At 49.5% G+C, this 21,586-nt stretch carries 21 protein-coding genes; 8 read left to right on the top strand and 13 right to left on the bottom strand.

Features of this window, described 5'->3' with window-relative positions; translation table 11 throughout:
• The 9 genes from ACY2VW_RS11495 to ACY2VW_RS11455 all read right to left on the bottom strand — a co-directional run.
• Positions 1-744: RNA-guided endonuclease TnpB family protein (locus ACY2VW_RS11495; protein ID WP_461878156.1), on the bottom strand; the 744-nt coding region annotated here is incomplete at its 3' end.
• Positions 745-749: 5 nt separating this feature from the next.
• Positions 750-1,163 carry an IS200/IS605 family transposase gene (tnpA, locus tag ACY2VW_RS11490; RefSeq protein ID WP_461878155.1) on the bottom strand — a complete coding sequence of 138 codons (414 nt, stop codon included), beginning with the start codon at positions 1,161-1,163 and terminating at the stop codon, positions 750-752.
• 197 nt (positions 1,164-1,360) lie between these two features.
• The gene (locus tag ACY2VW_RS11485) at positions 1,361-2,578 is read right to left on the bottom strand and encodes an iron-containing alcohol dehydrogenase (protein WP_055221266.1); all 1,218 of its coding nucleotides are present in this window, start codon (positions 2,576-2,578) and stop codon (positions 1,361-1,363) included.
• A 141-nt stretch (positions 2,579-2,719) separates the two neighbouring features.
• Positions 2,720-2,986, bottom strand: a complete 267-nt coding sequence (locus ACY2VW_RS11480; RefSeq protein WP_461878154.1) for a diguanylate cyclase — start codon at positions 2,984-2,986, stop codon at positions 2,720-2,722.
• On the bottom strand, positions 2,983-3,879 hold the full coding sequence (locus tag ACY2VW_RS11475) for a C40 family peptidase (protein WP_461878153.1): 897 nt from the start codon (positions 3,877-3,879) through the stop codon (positions 2,983-2,985). The genes ACY2VW_RS11480 and ACY2VW_RS11475 overlap by 4 nt, the downstream gene beginning before the upstream one ends.
• 368 nt (positions 3,880-4,247) lie before the next feature.
• Positions 4,248-5,150, bottom strand: coding sequence for a dihydroorotate dehydrogenase (locus ACY2VW_RS11470; protein ID WP_461878152.1), 903 nt, complete (start codon positions 5,148-5,150; stop codon positions 4,248-4,250).
• 24 nt (positions 5,151-5,174) lie between these two features.
• Positions 5,175-5,945, bottom strand: a complete 771-nt coding sequence (locus tag ACY2VW_RS11465) for a dihydroorotate dehydrogenase electron transfer subunit (RefSeq protein WP_022461999.1) — start codon at positions 5,943-5,945, stop codon at positions 5,175-5,177.
• A 107-nt stretch (positions 5,946-6,052) separates the two neighbouring features.
• Positions 6,053-6,982 (bottom strand): orotidine-5'-phosphate decarboxylase, encoded by a 930-nt coding sequence (pyrF, locus tag ACY2VW_RS11460; protein WP_118601421.1) that lies wholly within the window; start codon positions 6,980-6,982, stop codon positions 6,053-6,055.
• A gap of 37 nt (positions 6,983-7,019) precedes the next feature.
• Positions 7,020-8,300, bottom strand: a complete 1,281-nt coding sequence (locus ACY2VW_RS11455; RefSeq protein ID WP_461878151.1) for a dihydroorotase — start codon at positions 8,298-8,300, stop codon at positions 7,020-7,022.
• 314 nt (positions 8,301-8,614) lie between these two features.
• Between ACY2VW_RS11455 and ACY2VW_RS11450 the strand changes: the two genes are divergently transcribed.
• On the top strand, positions 8,615-8,815 hold the full coding sequence (locus ACY2VW_RS11450; protein WP_022461996.1) for a cold-shock protein: 201 nt from the start codon (positions 8,615-8,617) through the stop codon (positions 8,813-8,815).
• A gap of 230 nt (positions 8,816-9,045) precedes the next feature.
• Here ACY2VW_RS11450 and ACY2VW_RS11445 read toward each other — a convergent pair whose 3' ends face one another.
• Both ACY2VW_RS11445 and ACY2VW_RS11440 read right to left on the bottom strand, forming a co-directional pair.
• Positions 9,046-9,417, bottom strand: coding sequence for a hypothetical protein (locus tag ACY2VW_RS11445; protein ID WP_461878150.1), 372 nt, complete (start codon positions 9,415-9,417; stop codon positions 9,046-9,048).
• 97 nt (positions 9,418-9,514) lie between these two features.
• A complete protein-coding gene (locus ACY2VW_RS11440) occupies positions 9,515-10,354 on the bottom strand; it encodes a DegV family protein (RefSeq protein WP_461873884.1) in 840 nt (279 codons plus the stop codon).
• A 321-nt stretch (positions 10,355-10,675) separates the two neighbouring features.
• On the opposite strand from ACY2VW_RS11440, the gene ACY2VW_RS11435 reads away from it, so the two are divergent.
• The 3 genes from ACY2VW_RS11435 to ACY2VW_RS11425 are packed head-to-tail and all read left to right on the top strand — an operon-like array spanning position 10,676 to position 13,173.
• Positions 10,676-11,557: a magnesium transporter CorA family protein gene (locus ACY2VW_RS11435; protein ID WP_461873885.1), complete on the top strand. Its 882-nt coding sequence runs from the start codon at positions 10,676-10,678 to the stop codon at positions 11,555-11,557.
• 6 nt (positions 11,558-11,563) lie between these two features.
• The gene (locus tag ACY2VW_RS11430) at positions 11,564-12,070 is read left to right on the top strand and encodes a DUF5721 family protein (protein WP_461878149.1); all 507 of its coding nucleotides are present in this window, start codon (positions 11,564-11,566) and stop codon (positions 12,068-12,070) included.
• A gap of 35 nt (positions 12,071-12,105) precedes the next feature.
• On the top strand, positions 12,106-13,173 hold the full coding sequence (locus ACY2VW_RS11425) for an ethanolamine utilization protein EutH (protein ID WP_461878148.1): 1,068 nt from the start codon (positions 12,106-12,108) through the stop codon (positions 13,171-13,173).
• 164 nt (positions 13,174-13,337) lie between these two features.
• On the opposite strand, the gene ACY2VW_RS11420 is transcribed toward ACY2VW_RS11425, so the two are convergent.
• Positions 13,338-15,317: an oleate hydratase gene (locus ACY2VW_RS11420; RefSeq protein ID WP_461878147.1), complete on the bottom strand. Its 1,980-nt coding sequence runs from the start codon at positions 15,315-15,317 to the stop codon at positions 13,338-13,340.
• A 217-nt stretch (positions 15,318-15,534) separates the two neighbouring features.
• A complete protein-coding gene (locus tag ACY2VW_RS11415; RefSeq protein WP_461878146.1) occupies positions 15,535-16,095 on the bottom strand; it encodes a TetR-like C-terminal domain-containing protein in 561 nt (186 codons plus the stop codon).
• 325 nt (positions 16,096-16,420) lie between these two features.
• On the opposite strand from ACY2VW_RS11415, the gene htpG reads away from it, so the two are divergent.
• From htpG to ACY2VW_RS11395, 4 genes are all read left to right on the top strand, one after another.
• Entirely contained in the window at positions 16,421-18,496 is a 2,076-nt protein-coding gene (htpG, locus tag ACY2VW_RS11410) for a molecular chaperone HtpG (RefSeq protein ID WP_461878145.1), read from the top strand.
• 184 nt (positions 18,497-18,680) lie between these two features.
• Positions 18,681-20,006: a Na+/H+ antiporter NhaC family protein gene (locus tag ACY2VW_RS11405; protein ID WP_461878157.1), complete on the top strand. Its 1,326-nt coding sequence runs from the start codon at positions 18,681-18,683 to the stop codon at positions 20,004-20,006.
• A 223-nt stretch (positions 20,007-20,229) separates the two neighbouring features.
• The gene (locus tag ACY2VW_RS11400) at positions 20,230-20,601 is read left to right on the top strand and encodes a CidA/LrgA family protein (RefSeq protein ID WP_117804340.1); all 372 of its coding nucleotides are present in this window, start codon (positions 20,230-20,232) and stop codon (positions 20,599-20,601) included.
• Positions 20,598-21,290 (top strand): LrgB family protein, encoded by a 693-nt coding sequence (locus ACY2VW_RS11395; RefSeq protein ID WP_461873895.1) that lies wholly within the window; start codon positions 20,598-20,600, stop codon positions 21,288-21,290. Before ACY2VW_RS11400 ends, ACY2VW_RS11395 begins: the two co-directional genes overlap by 4 nt.
• Positions 21,291-21,586: the final 296 nt, after the last annotated feature.

Genomic DNA, 21,586 nt, shown 5'->3' with positions numbered 1-21,586 from the left:
GGAAACCTTTTCGTGGAGTTTTGCCACCTTGATTCTCTGCCTGCTGCGGTTGTTCGAACCTTTCTGCATTTTGGAAAGTCTGCGCTGCTCCCTCGCTAATTTTTCCTCTGCATTCCTGTAATACTTCGGATATGCAGGTTCATTCCCGTTGCTGTCACGATATAATTCATGCATGGAAAAATCTAACCCCAGAAAACTCTGCATCTCTTTTTCCTGTACTTGATTTTCGTACTCAAAAAGAATACTTGCATAATATTTTCCGCCTGGTGTCTGGCTTACTGTTACAGATTTTAATTTGTATTCTTTCGGAACAGCTCTGTGTTGTTTCAACCGGACTTGTCCGGCTTTCGGCAATTTCAAATATCCATTCAATATGGCGATGTTTCCATTGATACAGATCGTTGAATAGCTCTTTTTATTCTGTTTTTTAGATTTAAACTTTGGAAAACCTGTCTTCGGCTGTTTGAAAAAATTCTGAAATGCCGTATCAAGATGTCGAAGCGATTGTTGTAATGCGATACTGTCTACTTCCCTCAAAAATGCGTATGCTTCTGTTTTCTTCATTTCAGCCATTTCTTTTGCACAAACCGTGTAGGTTACCGTGGTTTTGTTCTCCTCATACTGCCTGATTTTTCTGGCAAGCCAATGGTTGTACACCATTCGGACACAGCCGAACGTTCTGGCAAACAAAACTTTCTGCGCATCATCGGGGTATATTCTGAATTTATATGCTTTGTTTGCCATGCTGGTCACTTCCTTTTTCGATCCGTTTGTCCCTGACTTTCGATGTATTTTTGGATTACTTCAATCGGGGCACCGCCCGTTGTAAGCAGGCAAAAACTCTGACTCCAGAAATGTTCTTTCCACAGCTTTTTCTTTATCTGTGGGAATTCTTTTTTCAAAAGTCTGCTGCTTGCACTTTTATATGCGTTTATGAACTTGCTTATTTCCGTATTTGGGTGGGCCTTGAAAAGTATATGCACATGGTCTTTATCGTGATTCCATTCTTCAAGGGTGATATGGTAATTTGGAGCAATATACGCAAAGATCTCTTTTGCCCTGTCGGAAATTGCGTCATCAAAAACCTGTCTGCGGTACTTAACCACAAGAACAAGATGATAGTGTAGCAAAAACACTGAATGTGCATTATTATCCAAATCCATTGTATTTCAACCCCCTTTCTGCTATTCGACTGATTCTATTATACCATGATTAGAACACAATATCAAGAAGATAACGGACACAATTCATCTCCCACCTTAGAGGTCGGAGTCTTCTTGCTGGAAGAGGATAAATTTCATTCTCTGACGCAAAAAATCCCTCCGCCCAGAGAACGGAGGGATTTTGATATGTTTTCTTTTTAGAAATCTACTTCTGTATCATAGTAGCAGCATTTCAGCAGTTTTTCCATCTCTTCAACAGATGGCTGTCTCGGGTTGGAGCCGGTGCAGGCATCGGCGATGGCATTTACGGCAATGTCGTGCAGTCTCTCCAGAAATACGTCTTCCGGAACGAAGCCCTGCTCGGTCGGATAGCTGTCCTTTCCGTAGTTCTTGATGCACTGCGGAATGTTCAATTTGTCGTTCATGCCGCGCAGATAAGCGATGAGAAGTTTGATTTTCTCTTCGGTTGTCTCGCCGCCCAGTTTCATTTCGTCCGCGATCACTGCGTAACGTTTTGCTGCGGTCTCGTCTTTTGCGTTGAAAGCGATAACCTTCGGCAGATACATGGCATTTGCTGCGCCATGAATCAGATGAGCGCCGTAATCAGCGAATGCTGCGCCTGTTTTATGTGCCATGGAATGAACGATACCAAGCAGTGCGTTGGAGAATGCCATACCAGCGAGGCACTGTGCATTGTGCATGCTGTCACGTTTTGCCATATCTCCGTTGTAGGAATCTACAAGGTCTGCCTGAATCATACGGATCGCATACAGCGCCAGCGGATCGGTAAAGTCACAGTTTGCTGTGGAAACGTATGCCTCGATCGCATGCGTCATAGCGTCCATACCGGTGTGAGCAACCAGCTTCTGCGGCATGGTTTCTGCCAGATCCGGGTCAACGATTGCGACATCCGGTGTGATCTCGAAGTCTGCCAGCGGGTATTTGATACCTTTTTCATAATCGGTGATAACTGCGAATGCGGTTACCTCGGTTGCCGTTCCTGATGTCGAAGAAATTGCACAGAAGTGAGCTTTCTTACGAAGTTTCGGCATTCCGAATACCTTGCACATCTCCTCGAAGGTGATGTCCGGATACTCGTATTTGATCCACATTGCCTTTGCTGCGTCGATCGGAGATCCGCCGCCCATTGCTACGATCCAGTCCGGCTGGAACTCTTCCATCGCTTTTGCACCGCGCATAACCGTCTCTACAGACGGATCAGACTCGATTCCTTCGAAAAGCTGTACTTCCATGCCAGCCTCTTTCAGGTAATCCACTGCACGATCCAGGAAACCGAAACGTTTCATGGAACCGCCGCCTACACAGACCATTGCGCGTTTTCCCTCAAATGTTTTCAGTGCCTCTAAAGCACCCTTTCCGTGGTATAAATCTCTTGGTAATGTAAATCTTGCCATTGTTCAGAACCCCTTTCTTGTTTTGCTTCTGATCAGGCGGCTCCGGCAGATCAGATCAGCAGATTTTCTGTTTTTCCACTCTCTGTTTAAGCCGCCTTTTGTCTTTTGTTCTCGACTTTGTTATTATTATAACAAACTTTTTCAGGGATTTCCAATACAAAAATGATATTTCCTGATGTCAATTATATATGTCTTATTTACTTCCGTGCCGCCCACGCGCATCGCCACGCAGCTTTTCGGAATGCTCTCCCGGATCGCATCGGCTGTCCGCTGCTGCAGAAGATCGCCGTACTCGTGGCCCAGCGTGTCGTTCGTCCGCTTCAGATAATTGCAGTCCGCCATAATAAGACTCGTCGGAAAATCACCGGCCTGTACCATATGATCACTTTCCGTTTCCAGATATTTCACGAAAAAACACTCCCAACCACTTTCAGCGCCTCCGCCAGATCCTCCCGAAAATCCTCATCCCCTCTCCGCAGACTATTCACCCTGCACCCAAACACCCTCTCATGCCCCGTACAGTGCAGATACCTGCCGTCCCCCAGATACATCCCCACATGCCCCTTCCAGAACAGCAGATCCCCGGCCTTCGCCCGTTCCTCCACCAGACACATCTCCTCCCCTTCTCTCCAGATCGCTTTCATGGGATACCCTTCCCTGATATCCGCATCCCGCCAAATCAAAACCCCATTCATCAAATACGCCATAAACACCACACCCGAACAGTCAATCCCATCCGCCGCCTTCCCGCCCCACCGGTACTGGCATCCAAGATACCCCTTCGCACATTCCACAACCTTCCTCCGAAACTCCTCTTCCGACCACCCATCCGGAATCCCCTGCTCCACAAAAAACCTCTCTTCCGATTTTCCCCACAAAAACCGATCCGAATCCAGTCTTTTTCTTAATGCCGCCTCCGGCACAAACCCACTGATCCCATTCGCCAGTTTCACCCTGCAATACCCATTCTCCGTCTCCTCCATTTTCTCCACAAAACACCCCCGTCCCAGCGTCTCCAACATCCGCGCCTGCACCCGCGCTCCCCTCATCACATCCGCAAACCCGCGCGTCACCACATACGTATTCCCGGCCTTTTCCCTCTCCTCCATCCACTCCCGGCTTCTCTCTTCAATCAAATTCCTCTCCATCCACCCCCGATACCCATAATGCGTCCAAACCTCAATCCACTCCCCCTCATCTTCCCACATCACGCCCCATCCAAAAAACACCTCATCCACCACATCAACCCCATTCTCCTCATACAAAAACGCCCGATTCACTTTAATGATCCCATACTTCATCTCACATACCACCTTCCATTTTCTATATACTATGCACCCACCACAACACTCTCACGCCGATCCGCCCCCGGCGGCTCCAGACTTACTTCGTTTCAGCTCCACACAACCAGACCTCACTGGAATTTGCGCCTGCCGTGTGGCGGGCATAGAAAAAGAGGGCAGAAACTGTGAGCCCGGAACAGGTGCAGAAAAATGGGATGAGATCTGGTGCTCAACACCAGATCTCAAAACGCACTGAGTCGGGAAATTATCAAATTTCCTGACGAATTGCGTTGGTTCCCATTTTTCTGTGCCTGTTCCGGGCCACAGTTCCGCCCTCTTTTTCTCGCCCGTCACACGGCAGGCGCAAATTCCAGCGAGGTCGTCCGTTATCTCACAGCTCCAATCAACTCATTAATATCGTCAACCTTATGCCGTCTCATATACTCCTCGATACCGCGAACCGTTTCAACAGTCGCATACGGATTAAAGAAATTCGCCGTCCCAATCGAAACCGCCGTAGCCCCCGCCAGAATAAACTCCAGCGCATCCTCCGCCGACGCAATACCGCCCATACCAATAATCGGCACTTTCACTGCCTGCGCCACCTGATACACCATCCGCACCGCAACCGGCTTCACCGCCGGCCCCGACATACCGCCAGTCTTATTCGCAATCGCAAACTTCTGCCGTTCAATATCAATCTTCATCCCAGTAAGCGTATTGATCAGCGACAGCACATCCGCCCCGCCGGCTTCCGCAGCCCGCGCCATCTCCGTAATATCCGTCACATTCGGACTCAGCTTCATAATAATCGGCTGCTTCGCATATTTTTTAACTTCTCTGGTGATCGCCTCCACCGCCTTCGGATCCTGTCCAAACGCAATACCGCCCTCCTTCACATTCGGGCATGAAATATTAATCTCCAGCAGATCCACCGGCTCCGAAGCCAGCCGCTCCACAACCTCACAATAATCCTCCGTCGTCCGTCCACAGACATTCACCACAATCTTCGTGTCAAACTGCTTCAAAAACGGAATATCCCTCTCACAGAACACATCAATGCCAGGATTCTGCAGCCCGATCGCATTCAGCATTCCGCCATAAACCTCCGCAATACGCGGCGTCGGATTCCCCGGCCACGGCACATTCGCAACGCCCTTCGTCACAACCGCGCCAAGCTCCTTCAAATCCACAAACTCACTGTACTCCGCGCCAGAGCCAAACGTACCAGATGCCGTCATAACCGGATTCTTCAGTTCCACACCCGCCAGATTCACACTTGTCTTCATCGCTTTTTCTCCTCCTCGCGTCACTTACAGCTCAATTTCCGTACTCAAAAAGACCGGCCCGTCCTTGCAGATCCGCTTATTGTGCACATGCGAATGACCATCCACCTCAGTCGACTGGCAGACACACGCAAGACATGCGCCAACGCCGCACGCCATCTTCTCTTCCATCGAAATCCAGCATGGAATTCCCTTTTCCAGACCGTACGCCTTAATCGCACGCAGCATCGGAGCCGGACCGCAGGCAAAAATTACATCTGCTTCCAGATGATCCTCGCGCACCGCATCCATCACATTGCCCTTCACACCGGCACTTCCGTCCTCCGTTGCAATATGAAGATCGCCTGCCGCAGCAAACTCCTCATTTAAGAACAACTCATCGCGGTAACCACAGCAGATGATCGTGTCCGTTCCAAGATCCTTCGCCGTCTGCAGCATCGGCGGAACACCGATACCGCCGCCCATCAGCATCACACGTTTTCCCTTCCCTTCCTCGATCGGGAATCCATTTCCAAGCGGCCCTAAAATATCAACCTCATCCCCCGCTTTCAGATGCGAAAACTCCTCCGTTCCTGCACCTGCCACACGGTAGACAATCCGAAGTCTTCCTCCCTCGCGGTCGATCTCACAAAGAGAAATCGGACGCGGCAGAAGACGGCTGCCGTCTTTCGAAAACAGAGAAATAAACTGGCCGGCCTTCGCCTCTTTTGCAATCACTTTCGTGGAAATCCACATGCTGTAAATCCCTTTTGCAATGCACTCCTGACTTTCCACAGTACAGCATTCCTTGATTTTCATAAGCTGAACACTCCTTTTATTTTCTTGAATCGGCGAAAAGCCCAAAATATCCTCCGGCCGACATAACATCTACCCGGCAGACCTTCTGAGCTTTTCACCCTGTATTCTTATTTTGCAGCAGCAAGCGCCCCGCTGATATCCTCAACCATATCCTTTACAGCTGCTCTTGAAGCATCCGCAAAGTTCTCAGTGCCAAACTCGGCATATTTTTCCTGTTTGTAAGCAGCGATAATACCTCTCGAAGAGTTTACGATTGCACCCAGTCCGTCCTCATTGAAGAAGTGAACGAGGTCTTTTCCTTTTCCGCCCTGTGCACCGTAGCCCGGTACCAGGATGTAGGATTTCGGCATTACCTTACGCAGCACCTTGCCCATCTCCGGGTACGTAGCGCCGACAACAGCTCCCACATAGCTGTAATCATCGCCCATGTGCTCCTCGCCCCACGCGGCAACCTGCTCGCCGACCCACTCATACAGCGGACGTCCGTCGATGATGCGGTCCTGGAACTCGCCGCTGGACGGGTTCGAGGTTTTTACCAGAACAAAGATACCTTTTTTCTCCTCTTTGCAGACCTTGATGAACGGTTTTACGCCGTCAGATCCAAGATACGGATTGACAGTTGCAAAATCCTCATGGAATCCGGCGTAGGATTTGCTTCCCACCTGCACGTGGCCGAGGTGGCCGACTGCATACGCCTCAGAAGTAGAACCGATATCGCCTCGTTTGATATCGCCGATGACAACGAGACCCTTTTCCTGGCAGTAGGAAACGGTCTTCTCATACGCTGCCATTCCCGGAACGCCGAACTGCTCATACATGGCAACCTGCGGTTTTACAGCCGGAATCAGATCGTATGTTGCGTCGACAATCGCTTTATTGAACTGCCAGATGGCCTCTGCAGCTCCTTCGAGTGTCTCTCCGTACTCGGCAAATGCCTTTTTCTGTACGTGCTCCGGCACATAGTTCAGCATCGGGTCCAGACCTACTACGATCGGTGCATTTGTTTTTTTGATGTTTGCAATCAGTTTGTTAATCATCTGCTTACTCTCCCTCTTCTGTCTTTTTTTATAGAAATTACTCAGCTTCGTATACAATCTTGCCGCCGCATACGGTAGCCATAACTTTTCCTTTGACTTTCTTGCCGCCGAACGGAGTGTTTTTGCCCTTGGAAACAAACTCCTTCGGATCGATCACATACTCTGCTTCCGGATCAATGACAACCACATCGGCGTCCATGCCAGGTGCAAGAGAACCTTTCTTGTCCAGATGCAGGATTTTTGCCGGATTGTAGCTCATTTTCTCCGCCATCTGCATCGGGGTGATAATCTCAGTATCCACAAGCTCGGTGATGGTAAGAGCCACACTCGTCTCCAGTCCGACGATGCCGAACGGAGCTTTCTTGAAGGACTCCTGCTTCTCGGTCAGCGCATGCGGTGCATGATCGGTGCTGATGACATCAAAGACATCGTCTTTCAGACCCTGGCGCAGTGCCTCGAGGTCCTCTTTCGTACGGAGCGGCGGGTTCATCTTGTAGTTGGTGTCGCCTTTTACGATGTCGTCGCTGCAAAGCGTAAAGTGATGCGGGCAGACCTCAGCGGAAATCGAAACGCCGGCCTTTCTCGCCTCGCGCACCATATCCACGCTCTCTTTGGTCGAGCAGTGGCACAGATGCAGGTGTGCGCCTGTCTCTGCGGCAAGTACGATATCTCTTGCAACAATCGTGTTTTCTACAGAGTTTGTGATTCCCGGCAGATGCCACTCTCTCGAGTTTGCATCCTCATTCATGCAGCCGCCGTTTACGAGGTTCTTGTCCTCGCAGTGAGCCAGCACCGGAATGTTTTTCTCTGCGGCAATCTCCATGGCCTCTTTGTAGAGCAGCGCGTTCATAACGGATTTTCCGTCCTCGCTGATCGCCGGGATGCCGGCTTTTATCATGCCCTCGATATCGGCGAGCTCTTCACCCTTCTGTCCTACTGTGATGGCGCCTGCCTGCAGTACATTAATCGGAGAAAAACGGTCTGCTTTGATCGTTACATAGTTGACGCGGTCCGGGCTGTCGATGACCGGTTTTGTATTCGGCATCGCTACCAGCGTTGTCACGCCTCCTTTTGCGGCTGCTTTCGAACCGCTTTCAATATCTTCTTTATATGTCTGCCCCGGGTCGCGGAGATGTACATGCATATCGATGATGCCAGGCATTACATAGCAGCCTTTTGCATCTATTACCTGCGCATCTTTTACGCGGATTCCTTTTTCAACCCGTGTAATAACGCCGTTTTCGATCAGAACATCACTGATTTCGTCTTTTTGGGTGGCCGGGTCGATGACCTGTCCATTTTTGATTAAGATACTCATCTTACGTTCTCTGATCCTTTCTTTTTTTCTGACCGGATTCCCGATCATTCTTCCTTTTTATAATACACGAAATCTTTCCTGAAATAAAGAGTTTTTTCTTGACTTTTTTGATTTGCAAGATTATAATAGTCTCAATCGAGAAGATGTTGAGATGTAATACGTGGTCACTAGCTATTAGAGATTATATTAGCATTCACCTTCAATATAATCTGTAATAGCTGGTGAATTTTTTTACCAAAAGTTCACTCGCTTATGGGGGAACATATGCATTCCCACATCATGCTTATTTTTTAATTTTATGGAGGTAACTCACAATGAACAAGGGAACAGTGAAATGGTTTAACGCAGAGAAGGGCTATGGCTTCATCACAGGCGAAGACGGAAACGATGTATTCGTACATTTCTCCGCTATCCAGGGTGAAGGATTCAAAACTCTTGACGAAGGTCAGGCAGTTACTTACGATCTTACCGAGGGTGCTCGCGGAATGCAGGCTTCCAACGTTGTTAAATGCTAATTAACCATAAGCGAAAGGCCGGGGGACGTATGTCCTCCGGTTTTTTAATTTACGCGGGCAACGAGCAAAAGTCCGTGCCTGCACGAGACACTGGCGACTGCCGCGATAACTCGAGAAACTCGCGGAGCGTGTTTCTCATAGTTTTTTTCAAATCTCTATAACAAAAGCGCTTATCACTCCGGAATTTTCCCGTCTGTGGTAAGCGCTTTTGCTTTCTTTAACAATTCTGCTTATTCCGCTGTACTTTCGCTGGTGGAATCTGCTGTGCTGTCACTTGCCGTATCTGCTGTGCTGTCCGAAGATGTATCGGAAGCATCAGAGCTGTCGCTGGTGTCATCTGCACTGCTGTCGCTGGATGTGTTGGTCTCGCTCAGATAATTCTGAATATCCGTCACGTTCATCGTTGTAGTTTCTGTCGTGCGGTTCGCCTTTTTCTCTGCTACCGAGTTCTGGTAAACAGCAACGGAGAACCAGCCGATCAGGGCAGCCAGAACAACGACGAAAGCGGTAACTTCCAGTCTCGTGATCCATCTTTCACGTCTCATGATTTTCTCACGGTTCGCTTTTTCCTTTTTATAGCGGTCAACTTTTTCCTGACTCATGTTTCTACTTCTCCTTTGATTTCTAAAAAGTGCCCGGCGGCACTTTCAAACATGTTGAAAATTATACTACATTTTCAACAAAAAGGGAAGAGAAAAGTTATAATACAATGATAATTCCGCCGTCATTTGCATACATACTGCTGACGCCCTGGGTATCGAGTACGAAGACATCCTGTACCGCAAGGCGCTCCAGAAGGGCTTCTTTTACCATCTCGGCGCGCTCCGGGCAGTTGCAGTGGGAAACGGCGAGGGTCTTTGTCTCCACATGCTGTGCATCATTCACAACGGCATCGACCATCTTCATCAGCGCTCTGTTGATGCCGCGCGCCTGATCGAGCTGAACGATATCGCCCTCCGGTGTGGAGCCCATGACCGGTTTGATTTTAAGGGCGGATGCAACGAGCGCTTTCACCTTGGAAAGACGGCCGTTTTTCCGCAGAGTTTCGAGATTTTCCAGCACGAAATAGGTGTGCTGTGTGCTGATATAGAGTTCTACTGTCTCTACGACGCGCTCAAAGCTCATGCCGGCTTCCTCGCACTCCACGATTTTTTTCACGATCAGGGTCTCTCCTATCGATGCGCTTCTGGAATTGAATACGTGAATCTTCAGATCCTCGTTCTCCTCCTGCGCCAGGTTTGCACCGAGCACTGCGCTGTTATAGGAACCGCTGAGCTGTGCGGAGAGTGTGACCGCGTAGCACCGTTCTGCTCCGTTCAGAAAAGATTTCCGGAAATAATCCGGCGACGGGCAGGCGGATTTCGGGCACTCCGGGCATTCCGCTACTCTCTTTAAAAAATATTTCTGGTCGAATGTCTCGTCATCCAGAATGGATTCGCCGCCGACTTCCAGGGTCAGCGGTGCAATTTCAATATTTCCTCTTTTTTTCATATCTGCTGTCAGTTCACAGCAGCTGTCTGCAACAATGTGAAAACTCATATCTATAGTCCCTCCAAACTTAATTCCGCCTTTTGCTCACAGCGGACCTTCGTATTTCCAATCACCGCTCTTTTTCAAACCTTTTCTTGTAGGGACGAATCCGACACAGTGAATTTTTTGATAATTTGTCATGTAGTTTTGATAACTACATTTTATCATAACACACTTAGTGCCCCATTGCAAAAAGTTTTTTCTTTTTAAAAGTTTTTTCCTTTTCTTGTCGCACTCCCCTTTTTGCGGTATACTACGGTCATACGGCTTTTTTGCTTATGGATCTTTTTATGGATCTTTTCCATGACTTGTTTTCAGGAGGTGGTACGTATGGAATGGACTTTTTCGGATTCAGTCCGGCTTTCCCTGCTTTCGTTTTCGGAAGCTTCCAAGGTCTGCGCGGCGCTGCCCGGATTCTCTCTTTTGAAACGCAGTCTGGAGCCGGAGCGCATCGAATACTGCCGCGCGGAGCTGCTGCCTGACTGCCTGGTCGGATCCCTTGCCGTCCCGGACAAGACACATCCGCTTCATCACGCATTCTCGCTGGCATTTTACCTTGATCGTGAACAGCTTATTCTGGCATCCGACGAACAGACACTTCCGGCTTTGCAGAGCCGCCTCTTTCCGGAAGAACCGCTCGATACTTCCGACGTGTTCCATCTGTTTTTCTCGTTTCTGGAATCGCTGATCCAGGAGGATATGCTCTATCTGCAGAATTTTGAGAAGCGCCTCGCGACAATCGAGGAGTCTCTTCTCGACACTCTGCCAAAAGAGCTGCAGCGGACCCTGATCACGATCCGTCGGGAGCTGCTCGTGTTCCATGCCTATTACCAGCAGCTTCTCGACATGTGCGAAATACTCTCCGAGGACGAAAATCACTTTCTTCCCCCGGAATGCGCCCGCCAGTTTGCGCGCCTTGGAAACCGTGTGGACCGCCTGTACGACCACACACAGATGCTGCGGGAGTACGCCTTACAGATCCGCGAGATGCAGCAATCCCAGATCGACCTGCGTCAGAACGATACGATGCGGATTCTGACGGTCGTCTCGACCCTTTTCTTCCCGCTCTCGCTGATCGCCGGCTGGTACGGCATGAACTTTACGCATATGCCCGAGCTTTCCGCCCCGTACGCATACTTTATCCTGATCGGCATCTGTATTCTCATTGTTGCTGTTGAAATTTGGTATTTTAAAAAGAAAGGCTGGTTTTAACTACGGATGATTATCCTGCAGATTACACAGTTAAAGAATTTTATGAACACGCTGCTCCGCCTCGAGACATTTGACCGTTTTCCCGTCTCCGAGGCGTCGATCACAACGTTTACGACGTTCTCCATCGACGGAAGTCTCCACACGGACTTTTTCGATCCCGACGACGCGCAGCTTTTAAAGGAAAAGGGACGCACGCGGCTTCTCTGGAAGGATGTGAAATCGTTTTGCTACTCTGTTATTAAAGGAAAGCGGACACCGCTGCAGTTCAAATTTGTGTTTCAGCTCCCGCAGGCTGCCTGTGAGAAAATGATTGCGGATCACGCACTGCCGTTTGAAATTGAGAATATCTTCGGATGCTTTCTAAATTTTCAATATAAAGACGGCAAACTCCTTCTCACGACCGGCACTTCCTTCAAAATTTTTACGATGGACAAGTCGCTCAACCGCGTCTTCGATGAGGAAGTCCGCCAGTTTCTGCTGAAACATGAAATTGCATTTGAAGAACAGATTTAAACCAAAATACTTCTATATAGAAAGGTTCTATTTTTATGAATCAGATTATTATGTGGATCATGGCGGTCGGTGCGGTACTCGGCGGTGTCGACCGGATCGCTGGAAACCGCTTCGGGCTTGGAAAACGGTTTGAGGAGGGTTTTAACCTGCTCGGGCCGACGGCGCTCTCCATGGCGGGCATCATCTGCCTGACGCCGCTTCTTTCCCGTTTTCTCCGTTTTGCCCTTGTTCCGCTCTGGAACCATCTCGGGCTCGATGCAGGGCTGCTTTCCGGCATTCTCGCGATCGATATGGGCGGCTACCAGCTCGCCGGAGAGCTTTCGACATCTCAGGAGATGGTGCGCTACGCGGGACTTGTCGTTGCGGCAACGCTCGGCTGTACGATCACATTCACAATTCCGGTCGGCATGGGGATGTTAAAGAAAAGCGACCGGCTCTTTTTCTCCCGCGGTATGCTGATCGGCACCGGCACACTTCCGGTCACTCTGGTTGTCGGCGGACTGCTCTCGGGGCTTTCTTTCCTGCAGATCGTAATCCAGTCGCTCCCGGTGCTTCTCTTCTGCTTTCTGCTGATGTTCGGCATCTGGCGTTTTCCGGACGCCACGGTGCGCGCGTTTACGGTATTTGCAAACATCATCCGGCTTCTGACGACGATCGGCCTCATCGCTGGTGCGTTCTGCTACATGACCGGATTTTCACTTCTCCCGGACCTTGCCCCTCTCGAGGATGCAATGGCGGTTGTCTCCTCGATCGGCATTGTGCTGCTCGGCAGCCTTCCGACGGCGGAGCTTTTACAGCGGGCGCTCAAAAAACCGCTCTCTTTCATCGGAAGAAAAACCGGCATGAACGACAGCAGCGCCGCCGGTCTTCTGATGGGCATTGTCAGCCCCGTTCCGGCGATCACAATGATGGAAAAGATGGACGAGCGCGGAAAGATTGTAAACGCAGCTTTCCTCGTCTCCGCCGCATCGACCATCGCCGCACATATGGGATTTACGTTCGGCACCGATCCTGATTTTGTCGTGCCGCTTCTCGTTGCAAAGCTCGCCGGAGGCATCGCCGCCGTCTGCGCCGCGCTGTTTTTCACGAAAAAATCTGCTTAACGACGAAAATCTGTGACGCAGTAATTCACGCTCCGCGGTGCTGAATTTTTTGCATTATTTTCGGGGATTTCTATAATTGTTTGAGAGCATACCTAGCAACGCAATAAGACCTGCGCCGTTTGAAAGCGCAGGTCTTATTGCATTTCTTACTTATTTTCTATTTCTTATTTCAGCATATCCTCTTTGATAATTCCATGCTCTTTTAAGAGATCTCCCACTACATTTCCATCCACCAGCTTCAGCAGAGGTTTTTTCAGCAGGTTGAGCGGTCCAGGAAGCTCGATTTCCAGAGGGGATTTTCCATCCATCAGCTTCACGGAGCTGTCCAGCAGGTCGCGGATATCGTAAACGCTGCCCCATACCTCCGGCACGCCGCGGTCTACGCCGAGGAGTCCGTAAACAGCTTCCATTGCAGTACGAACGGAATACTCTGTTGTGAAGATGGTATCTCTTGGTGTCTCAGCGAACTGTCCAAGGAATGCGAAGTTGACACAGCCATCCGGGATGACATCCGGGCGGTCGCCCTTTCTTCTTGGCATAAAGAATGCGGTGATGTACGGCATCATGGTCGGTACGCAAACGGCGCTGTTCTCTGCCAGCTCCGGAATCTGGTCAACCGGCACGCCGAGGTGGTACAGCCACTCTTCGGTAATCTCTTTACCGGTGCACTCTTTCATCGGTTTCTTCACATAGTCGCCAGGTACGTCGGTGAACAGGCTGTAAACCCATACGCATACCTTGTCTTTATCCTGCTCTTTGAACTGTCCCTGACGGTTGATGGTCCAGCTTAAGAGCCACTTGGAATCCTGGCAGCTTACGATACCGCCGGTAACAACCTTTCCGGTTCTCGGATCACGTTTGCAGATATTGGTGATATACGGGATGATCTTGTCGTCGAGTGTGGTGATCGTTGCGGATTCCCAGTTCGTCTTTGCGATATCGGAGCAGAATTTCTCCGGATGGCCAAAGGACGGATCCTGTTTTGCAATGTTTTTCCACAGGCTCCAGCAGCCGCTTGTGCGGACCTCTGCATCACCGTTCGGTGCATGGTTCTGATCGCCGTAGATCGTGCCTTCGGTGCAGCTTCCGTTGGTAACGAAGACGAGGTCATTCTCGGTGAGAACGATGCCTTTCTCGACGCCGTTTACTTTGCACTCGATGGCTTTTGCGACTTTCTTTCCATCGTTGATTTCAAAGATAACGTTGGTTACTTCGGTATTGAACTGGAAGTCTACGCCGGCATCCTCGAGGTATTTCTTCATCGGAAGAATCAGGGACTCGTACTGGTTGTACTTCGTAAATTTCAGTGCGGAGAAGTCCGGCAGTCCGCCGATGTGGTGAATGAACCGCTGGAAGTACAGCTTCATCTCCAGTGCACTGTGCCAGTTTTCGAAGGCGAACATCGTTCTCCAGTACAGCCAGAAGGTGGAATTGAATACTTCATCATCAAAAACATCTTCGATCGTCTTGTCGTACAGATCCTCATCTCTTGTCATGAAGAGTTTCATGATCTCCATGCAGCCTTTCTGGCTCAGGTTGAACTTGCCGTCGGTATGGGCATCCTCGCCGCGGTTCTTCGTTGCACGGCACAGGGAGTAGTTCGGATCTTTTTTGTTCAGCCAGTAATACTCGTCGAGAACGGATACGCCAGGTGTCTCAATCGACGGGATGCTGTGGAACAGATCCCACAGGCACTCGAAGTGGTTTTCCATCTCACGGCCGCCTCTCATGATGTAGCCGCGGGTCGGATCGTAGATACCGTCGCAGGCACCGCCGGCGATGTCCATGGCTTCCAGAATGTGGATGTGATCGCCTTTCATCTGGCCGTCTCTTACGAGGAAGCACGCTGCTGCGAGGGCTGCGAGGCCGCTTCCTACAAGGTATGCGCTCTTCTCATCGACGCCTTCCGGTTTTTCCGGTCTTGCGAAGGCTTCGTAGTTTCCGTTGGTATAATAAATGCCTTTGCTGTTTTTCTTATCTTTTCCGCGCTCGGTGTTGCGGTAATCATTCTTTGGTTCTGATGTTACAGTGGTTGTCTCCGCTGCTTTTTTTGCTTCACTCTTGTTTTTTGCCTGCAGCACTGCTGCTCCAGCTCCGATGACTGCTGCTGATGCGATTCCGAATTTTAATCCTTTTTTTGACATAGACGTTCATCCTTTCTTTTCTAAATACGACTGCCGGAATGGTTTTTCGAATTCCCGGTTCGTATTGGTTATGCTGCTTTCTTTGTTTTACAAGTTTCTGTTGTGTTGCTGTTGTCTGTTGACAGTTTGAATCTTACTTCATTTTTCCCCGCTTTTCCATTTACAAAACAGGGCGGATGATAAAATTTTTATCACACGCCCTGTTTTGTAAAGTATTTTATTTGTTTTTCTGGAAATTGCGGATGGAATTGACGACATTTCCTTCCATCGTGCGGTGCATTTTCTCTGCAATCACATGGTAATCTGCTTTCATGCCGTCCTTGATCCAGTCGAGCATGACGCCGGTGAAGCTGTACTTATAGAAATCTGCGATGAAGCTCTGATCCGCCTCGGAGATGCCGGTTCCTTTTGCTTTCTCCTGCACGACACCGTACAGCAGATCGTGCGTCAGATGAAAGAGATACGTCTCAATCTGCTCGCGGCTTACCGAATGGTAGACATTCATAATAAACGGTTTGTTCTCGAGCACTGCCTCAAAAATCTGCAGCACCCCCTCCTGCCACGTCTCATACGTCTTCTTTCCCTGCAGCGCCTGCGTTGCATCCTCAAGGCACGACCATTCAACAAGATCGTAGATATCCTTAAAATGATAATAAAACGCCATCCGGCTGATGCCGCAGTCTGTCGTCAGATCGTTGATCGTAATTTTGTCCAGCGGTTTCTTCAAAAGCAGCTTCTTTAACGACGCTTCCAGCGCCGCCTTCGTTGTATTTGTCATGTATTTCCTCCCTTTTCTTCTGTCTGTTCGAAACGCTTCTATGCTTTTCATTGTAGCATACCCCTCCTCCGAAAACAACCGCGCCAGCCCTTCTGATGGGACTTTACAAAAAGTTTAGAAAGTGCCGGAATACCGGTAAATACAAGGCTTTTTGCCGTTCTGTTAGCACTCTTTTTTCTTGAGTGCTAATTTTTTCTTGACTTTTCCCTGTGCCAGTATTACTATAACTATCAGGGCAGCAAAAAAGCTGCAGACATCTAAAAAAGCATAGTATTCCCGCTTTGCCGGGACAAAATATTTTTATAAGAAAAGGAGTGTGTTTCTCATGAGTGCGAAACATGGAAATCTTTCTATCAACAGTGACAATATTTTCCCGATTATTAAAAAATGGATGTATTCCGATCACGACATCTTTGTCCGCGAGCTCGTTTCCAACGGCTGCGATGCCATCACCAAACTGAAAAAGCTGGACGGCATGGGCGAATATACACTGCCGGATGACTACAAAGCATCCATCCAGGTCATTGTAAACCCGGATGAGAAAACCCTGAAATTCATCGATACCGGTCTTGGTATGACGGCTGACGAAGTCGAAGAATACATTACCCAGATCGCTTTCTCCGGCGCTACCGAGTTCCTGGAGAAATACAAAGACAAAACAAACCCGGATCAGATGATCGGCCACTTCGGTCTTGGTTTCTACTCTGCTTTCATGGTAGCCGACGAAGTGCACATCGATACTCTTTCCTACAAAGAAGGCTCCACACCGGTTCACTGGACCTGTGACGGAAGCACCGAGTACGATATGTCCGAGGGCAGCAAAACAACCGTTGGTACCGAAATCACCCTGTTCCTGAATGAGGACTGCCTCGAGTTCGCCAATGAATACCGTGTCCGCGAAGTACTCGAGAAATACTGCTCCTTCATGCCGGTTGAAATCTTCCTGTCCAAAGCAAACGCTCCGCAGGAGTACGAGACGATCGACGAGAGTGAATTAAAAGAGGACGACGTTGTCGTTGAGCACATCCACGAGGATGCAAAATACGAAGAGAAAGAAAAAGAAGACGGAACCAAAGAGCAGGTTGAGGTTTCTCCGGCAAAAGAGAAAGTAAAAATCAACAAACGCCCGGTTTCCATCAGTGATATCCACCCGCTGTGGACGAAACATCCAAACGAGTGCACCGACGAGGACTACAAAGAGTTCTACCGCAAAGTCTTCAATGACTACCGCGAGCCGCTGTTCTGGATCCACCTGAACATGGACTATCCGTTCAACCTGAAAGGTATCCTCTACTTCCCGCGCATCAACACCGAGTACGATTCCATCGAGGGAACCATCAAACTGTACAACAACCAGGTATTTATTGCAGACAACATCAAAGAAGTTATTCCGGAGTACCTGATGCTCTTAAAAGGTGTCATCGACTGCCCGGATCTGCCGCTGAACGTATCCCGAAGCGCACTGCAGAACGACGGATTTGTCAAGAAGATCTCCGAGTATATCTCCAAGAAATTCGCTGACAAACTCTCCGGCATGTGCAAGACCGACCGTGAGAACTACGAGAAATACTGGGATGATATCAACCCGTTCATCAAATACGGATGCATCAAGGACGAGAAATTCTCCAAGAAGATGATGGACTACATTCTGTTCAAGAACATCGACGGAAAATATCTGACCCTTGAGGACTGCATCAACGAGAATAAGAAAGAAGAAGCTCCTGCAGAGAACACCGAGGAGAAGGCTGAAACTGCTAAGAATACAGAAAATGCGGAAAACGCTGACGAGAAGAAAGAGCCGGAAAAAACGACAGTTTACTACGTCACCGACGAAGTTCAGCAGAGCCAGTATATCAACATGTTCCGCAGCCAGGGCATGGACGCTGTCATCCTGAAACACAACATCGACTCCGCTTTCATCACCCATGCAGAGCGTTACAACGAACATGTGACCTTCCAGCGCATCGACGCAGATCTGACCAACGATATGAAAGATGAGTCCGGTGAGGATCTGACTGACGCTACCAATACACTGACCGATCTCTTCCGCAAAGTCCTTGACAAGAAAGACCTGACCGTCAAAGTTGAAAACCTGAAAGATGAGAACGTATCCTCCATGGTAACACTTTCCGAGGAGAGCCGCCGGATGCAGGATATGATGAAGATGTACGGCATGACCGGCATGGATCCGTCCATGTTCGGCGGACAGGAAACTCTGATCCTGAATGCAAAACATCCGCTCGTTCAGTACATTCTGAAGAATGGCGAGAACGACAACACATCCCTGTTCTGCGAGCAGCTGTATGATCTGGCCATGATCAGCCACAAACCGCTCTCTCCGGACGAGATGACAAAATTCGTAAGCAGAAGCAATCAGATTATGATGCTCCTTGCAAAATGATAAAGCACAGGCACAGCAAAACGCGCCTCTTATAAAACACGCCGGATTTCTGGAATTTACCAGATGTCCGGCGTGTTTTTTCCTGCTTTTTTACTTTACGATTTCTGATCCAGATGATAAAATAATTCTATTCGCCCTATTGAAAAATAAGGAAAATCACATGAAAGGTCTGGTATTTATTTCTATGAAAAAAGGAAAGCCATCCGCCCTGCTCCCGATCGCCGTTTTTCTGGTGTTTTATCTGGGGCTCGGCATTTATTCCGAGTATATTTTAAAAATTCCGATGGGCTTCTACAACATCCCCATCGTCGTCGCGTTTCTGGCTGCGATCCTCGTCGCCTGTCTGCAGAACCGCAGTGTCCCGTTTGAAGAAAAGCTCGCCCTCATGGGACAGGGCATCGGGGACAAAAACATCATCACAATGCTGCTGATCTTCCTCGCCGCAGGCACGTTTGTCGGCGTTGTCGGAAGGAGCAGTGCAGAGAGCGTTGCCTATTTCATGCTCTCCTGGATTCCGGCAAAGTATGCCGTCGCTGTTCTCTTTGTCGTTGCCTGCTTCGTCTCCACGGCCATGGGAACCTCCGTCGGAACGATCACGCTTCTCGTGCCGATCGCCGCTGCTGTTGCCGAGACCTCCGGCTTTTCGCTGGCGCTCTGCGTCGCCTCTGTCATGGGCGGATCGATGTTCGGCGATAACCTCTCCTTCATCTCCGACACGACGATCGCCGCCTGCAACGGACAGGGCTGCGAGATGAAAGACAAGTTCCGCGAAAACTTCTGGATCGCTCTCCCGGCTGCTCTTGCCGCGCTGGCGCTGATCCTTGTAATCTCCTTCCTCCAGGCGCCGGGCACACCGATCGTCCACGAATACCATCTGCTGCAGATGGTTCCGTACCTGCTGGTGCTGATCGGCGGCATCGCGGGCATTCAGGTATTTGTCGTGCTCCTTGTCGGCATTGTATCCGGTGCGGTCATCATGCTCGGCACGGGACAGACGACGCTGTGGGAGATGCTCTCCAGCATGGGAAGCGGCACTTCGGGTATGTTTGAGACATGTATGGTTGCGATTCTTGTCGCTGCGATGTGCGCGCTGATCCGGGAAAACGGCGGCTTTACTGTCCTGCTTCGCGCCATTCACAAAATCTTCCGCGGAAAAAAGGGCGGCCAGCTCGGTGTCGGCATTCTCGTCGCGCTGCTCGACATTGCGACCGCAAACAACACCGTCGCGATCGTCATGGCAAACCCGATCGCAAAGCAGATGTCCGAGGACTACGGCATCACCCCGAGGAAAACGGCATCGCTCCTCGATACCTTCTCCTGCATCTCGCAGGGCATCCTGCCGTACGGCGCGCAGATGCTCGTGGCAATCTCCGCGGTGCATGAACTGGGATATGAGCTCTCCGCCTTCGAAATCATGGCAAACCTCTTTTACCCGGGCATGCTGCTTGTCAGTTCGCTGATCTTTATCTTTGTCCTGCCGGACCGGAAAAAAGCCGAAAGCAATGTCTAAAAAGTTCCGTATCGGATCAACTCAAAAAATCGTGTTAAAATGCCCACCGATTTCACTTTTTCGTTTGATCGGCGGGCATTTTTTTGCTTTTTTTTGCAAAAATCGCCAAAATTGCAGTAACATTTACGGTTGAAATTCTTTTATGCGGGTAGTATAATCGGGGTCGTGACATTGAGAAGTAGTGATGTTATGTGGGTTATGGGGAGAAAGGACAACAGACAAAGTGAAATTATTAAGACAGTTCCTTGTAATTATGGCGGTTTCGTTCGTCGGGGAAATCCTGCACGCCGTGCTGCCGCTTCCGATTCCGGCAAGTATCTACGGCCTTGTGCTGATGCTGGCGCTTCTGATGACGGGGGCATTAAAACTTGATGCCGTCGAGGACGCAGGCAAGTTTATGATTGAGATCATGCCGGTCATGTTCATTCCGGCGGGCGTCGGCCTGATGGAATCCTGGGGTGAATTAAAAGCCGTTCTCGTTCCGGTTCTCGTGATTACGCTGGTGAGCACCATCGTCGTTATGATTGTGTCCGGACGCGTGACACAGGCAGTCATCCGGCTGGAAAAGAAACACAAAGGAGGGGACGCAAAATGACAAATATGCTCTGTGAATCTGCATTTTTCGGCGTTGTCATCAGCCTTCTGGCGTATGAGCTCGGCATGCTGTTAAAGAAAAAATTCGGTCTGCCGATCTTCAATCCGCTGCTGATTTCGATTGCAGTCGTCATTGTATTCCTTGCTGTTTTCGATATCGATTATCAGAACTACAATGACGGAGCCAAATATTTAAGCTATCTGCTGACACCTGCAACGGTCTGCCTTGCCATTCCGCTGTATGAGCAGATGGAGGCATTGAAAAAGAATATCAAAGCCATCCTCGCCGGCATTCTCTCCGGCGTGCTGACGAGCCTTACCGTGGTTCTCGTGCTGGCGCTGATCTTCAATCTGAATCATAAAATGTACGTAACGCTGCTGCCGAAATCTATCACCACAGCGATCGGCATGGGCGTATCCGAGGAACTCGGCGGTGCGGTGACAATCACCGTTGCGGTTATCATCATCACCGGTGTGCTGGGAAATATGCTGGCGGAGACGCTCTGCAAGCTGTTTCACATTGAGGAGCCGATTGCAAAGGGCATCGGCATCGGATCGGCCTCCCATGCGATCGGTACGGCAAAGGCCATGGAGATGGGCGATGTCGAGGGTGCGATGAGCAGCCTTTCGATTGCGGTTGCAGGTATTCTGACTGTGGTCGGAGCGTCGATTTATGCGATGTTTATCTAAAAACGAACACTGATAAAAAACAGAAAAAATCCGGGAATGGAAAGCATTTTAAAACTTTCCGTTCCCGGATTTTCTATCCCTGAAATTCTATAATTAAAAATTAAAATTCCGACTGCAGAAACTCTTCAATAAAAAGAAGCGCAGTAGCACTCCGGCCCTTCCGGGTCGATGCAGATATGCTCGAGCGTTCCGCTGTGCATCGAAAGCCCCATCGTCAGATCCTGCACAATCTGCTGCTTCGCCGTCTGCCGGCGCTCATAGATGTACTGATACACACTTTTCTTATTAATCTTTTT

The organism is Fusicatenibacter sp., assembly GCF_977045365.1.
The sequence above is the reverse complement of the archived record's forward strand: the minus strand, read 5'-3'. Positions and strand labels throughout refer to the sequence as shown.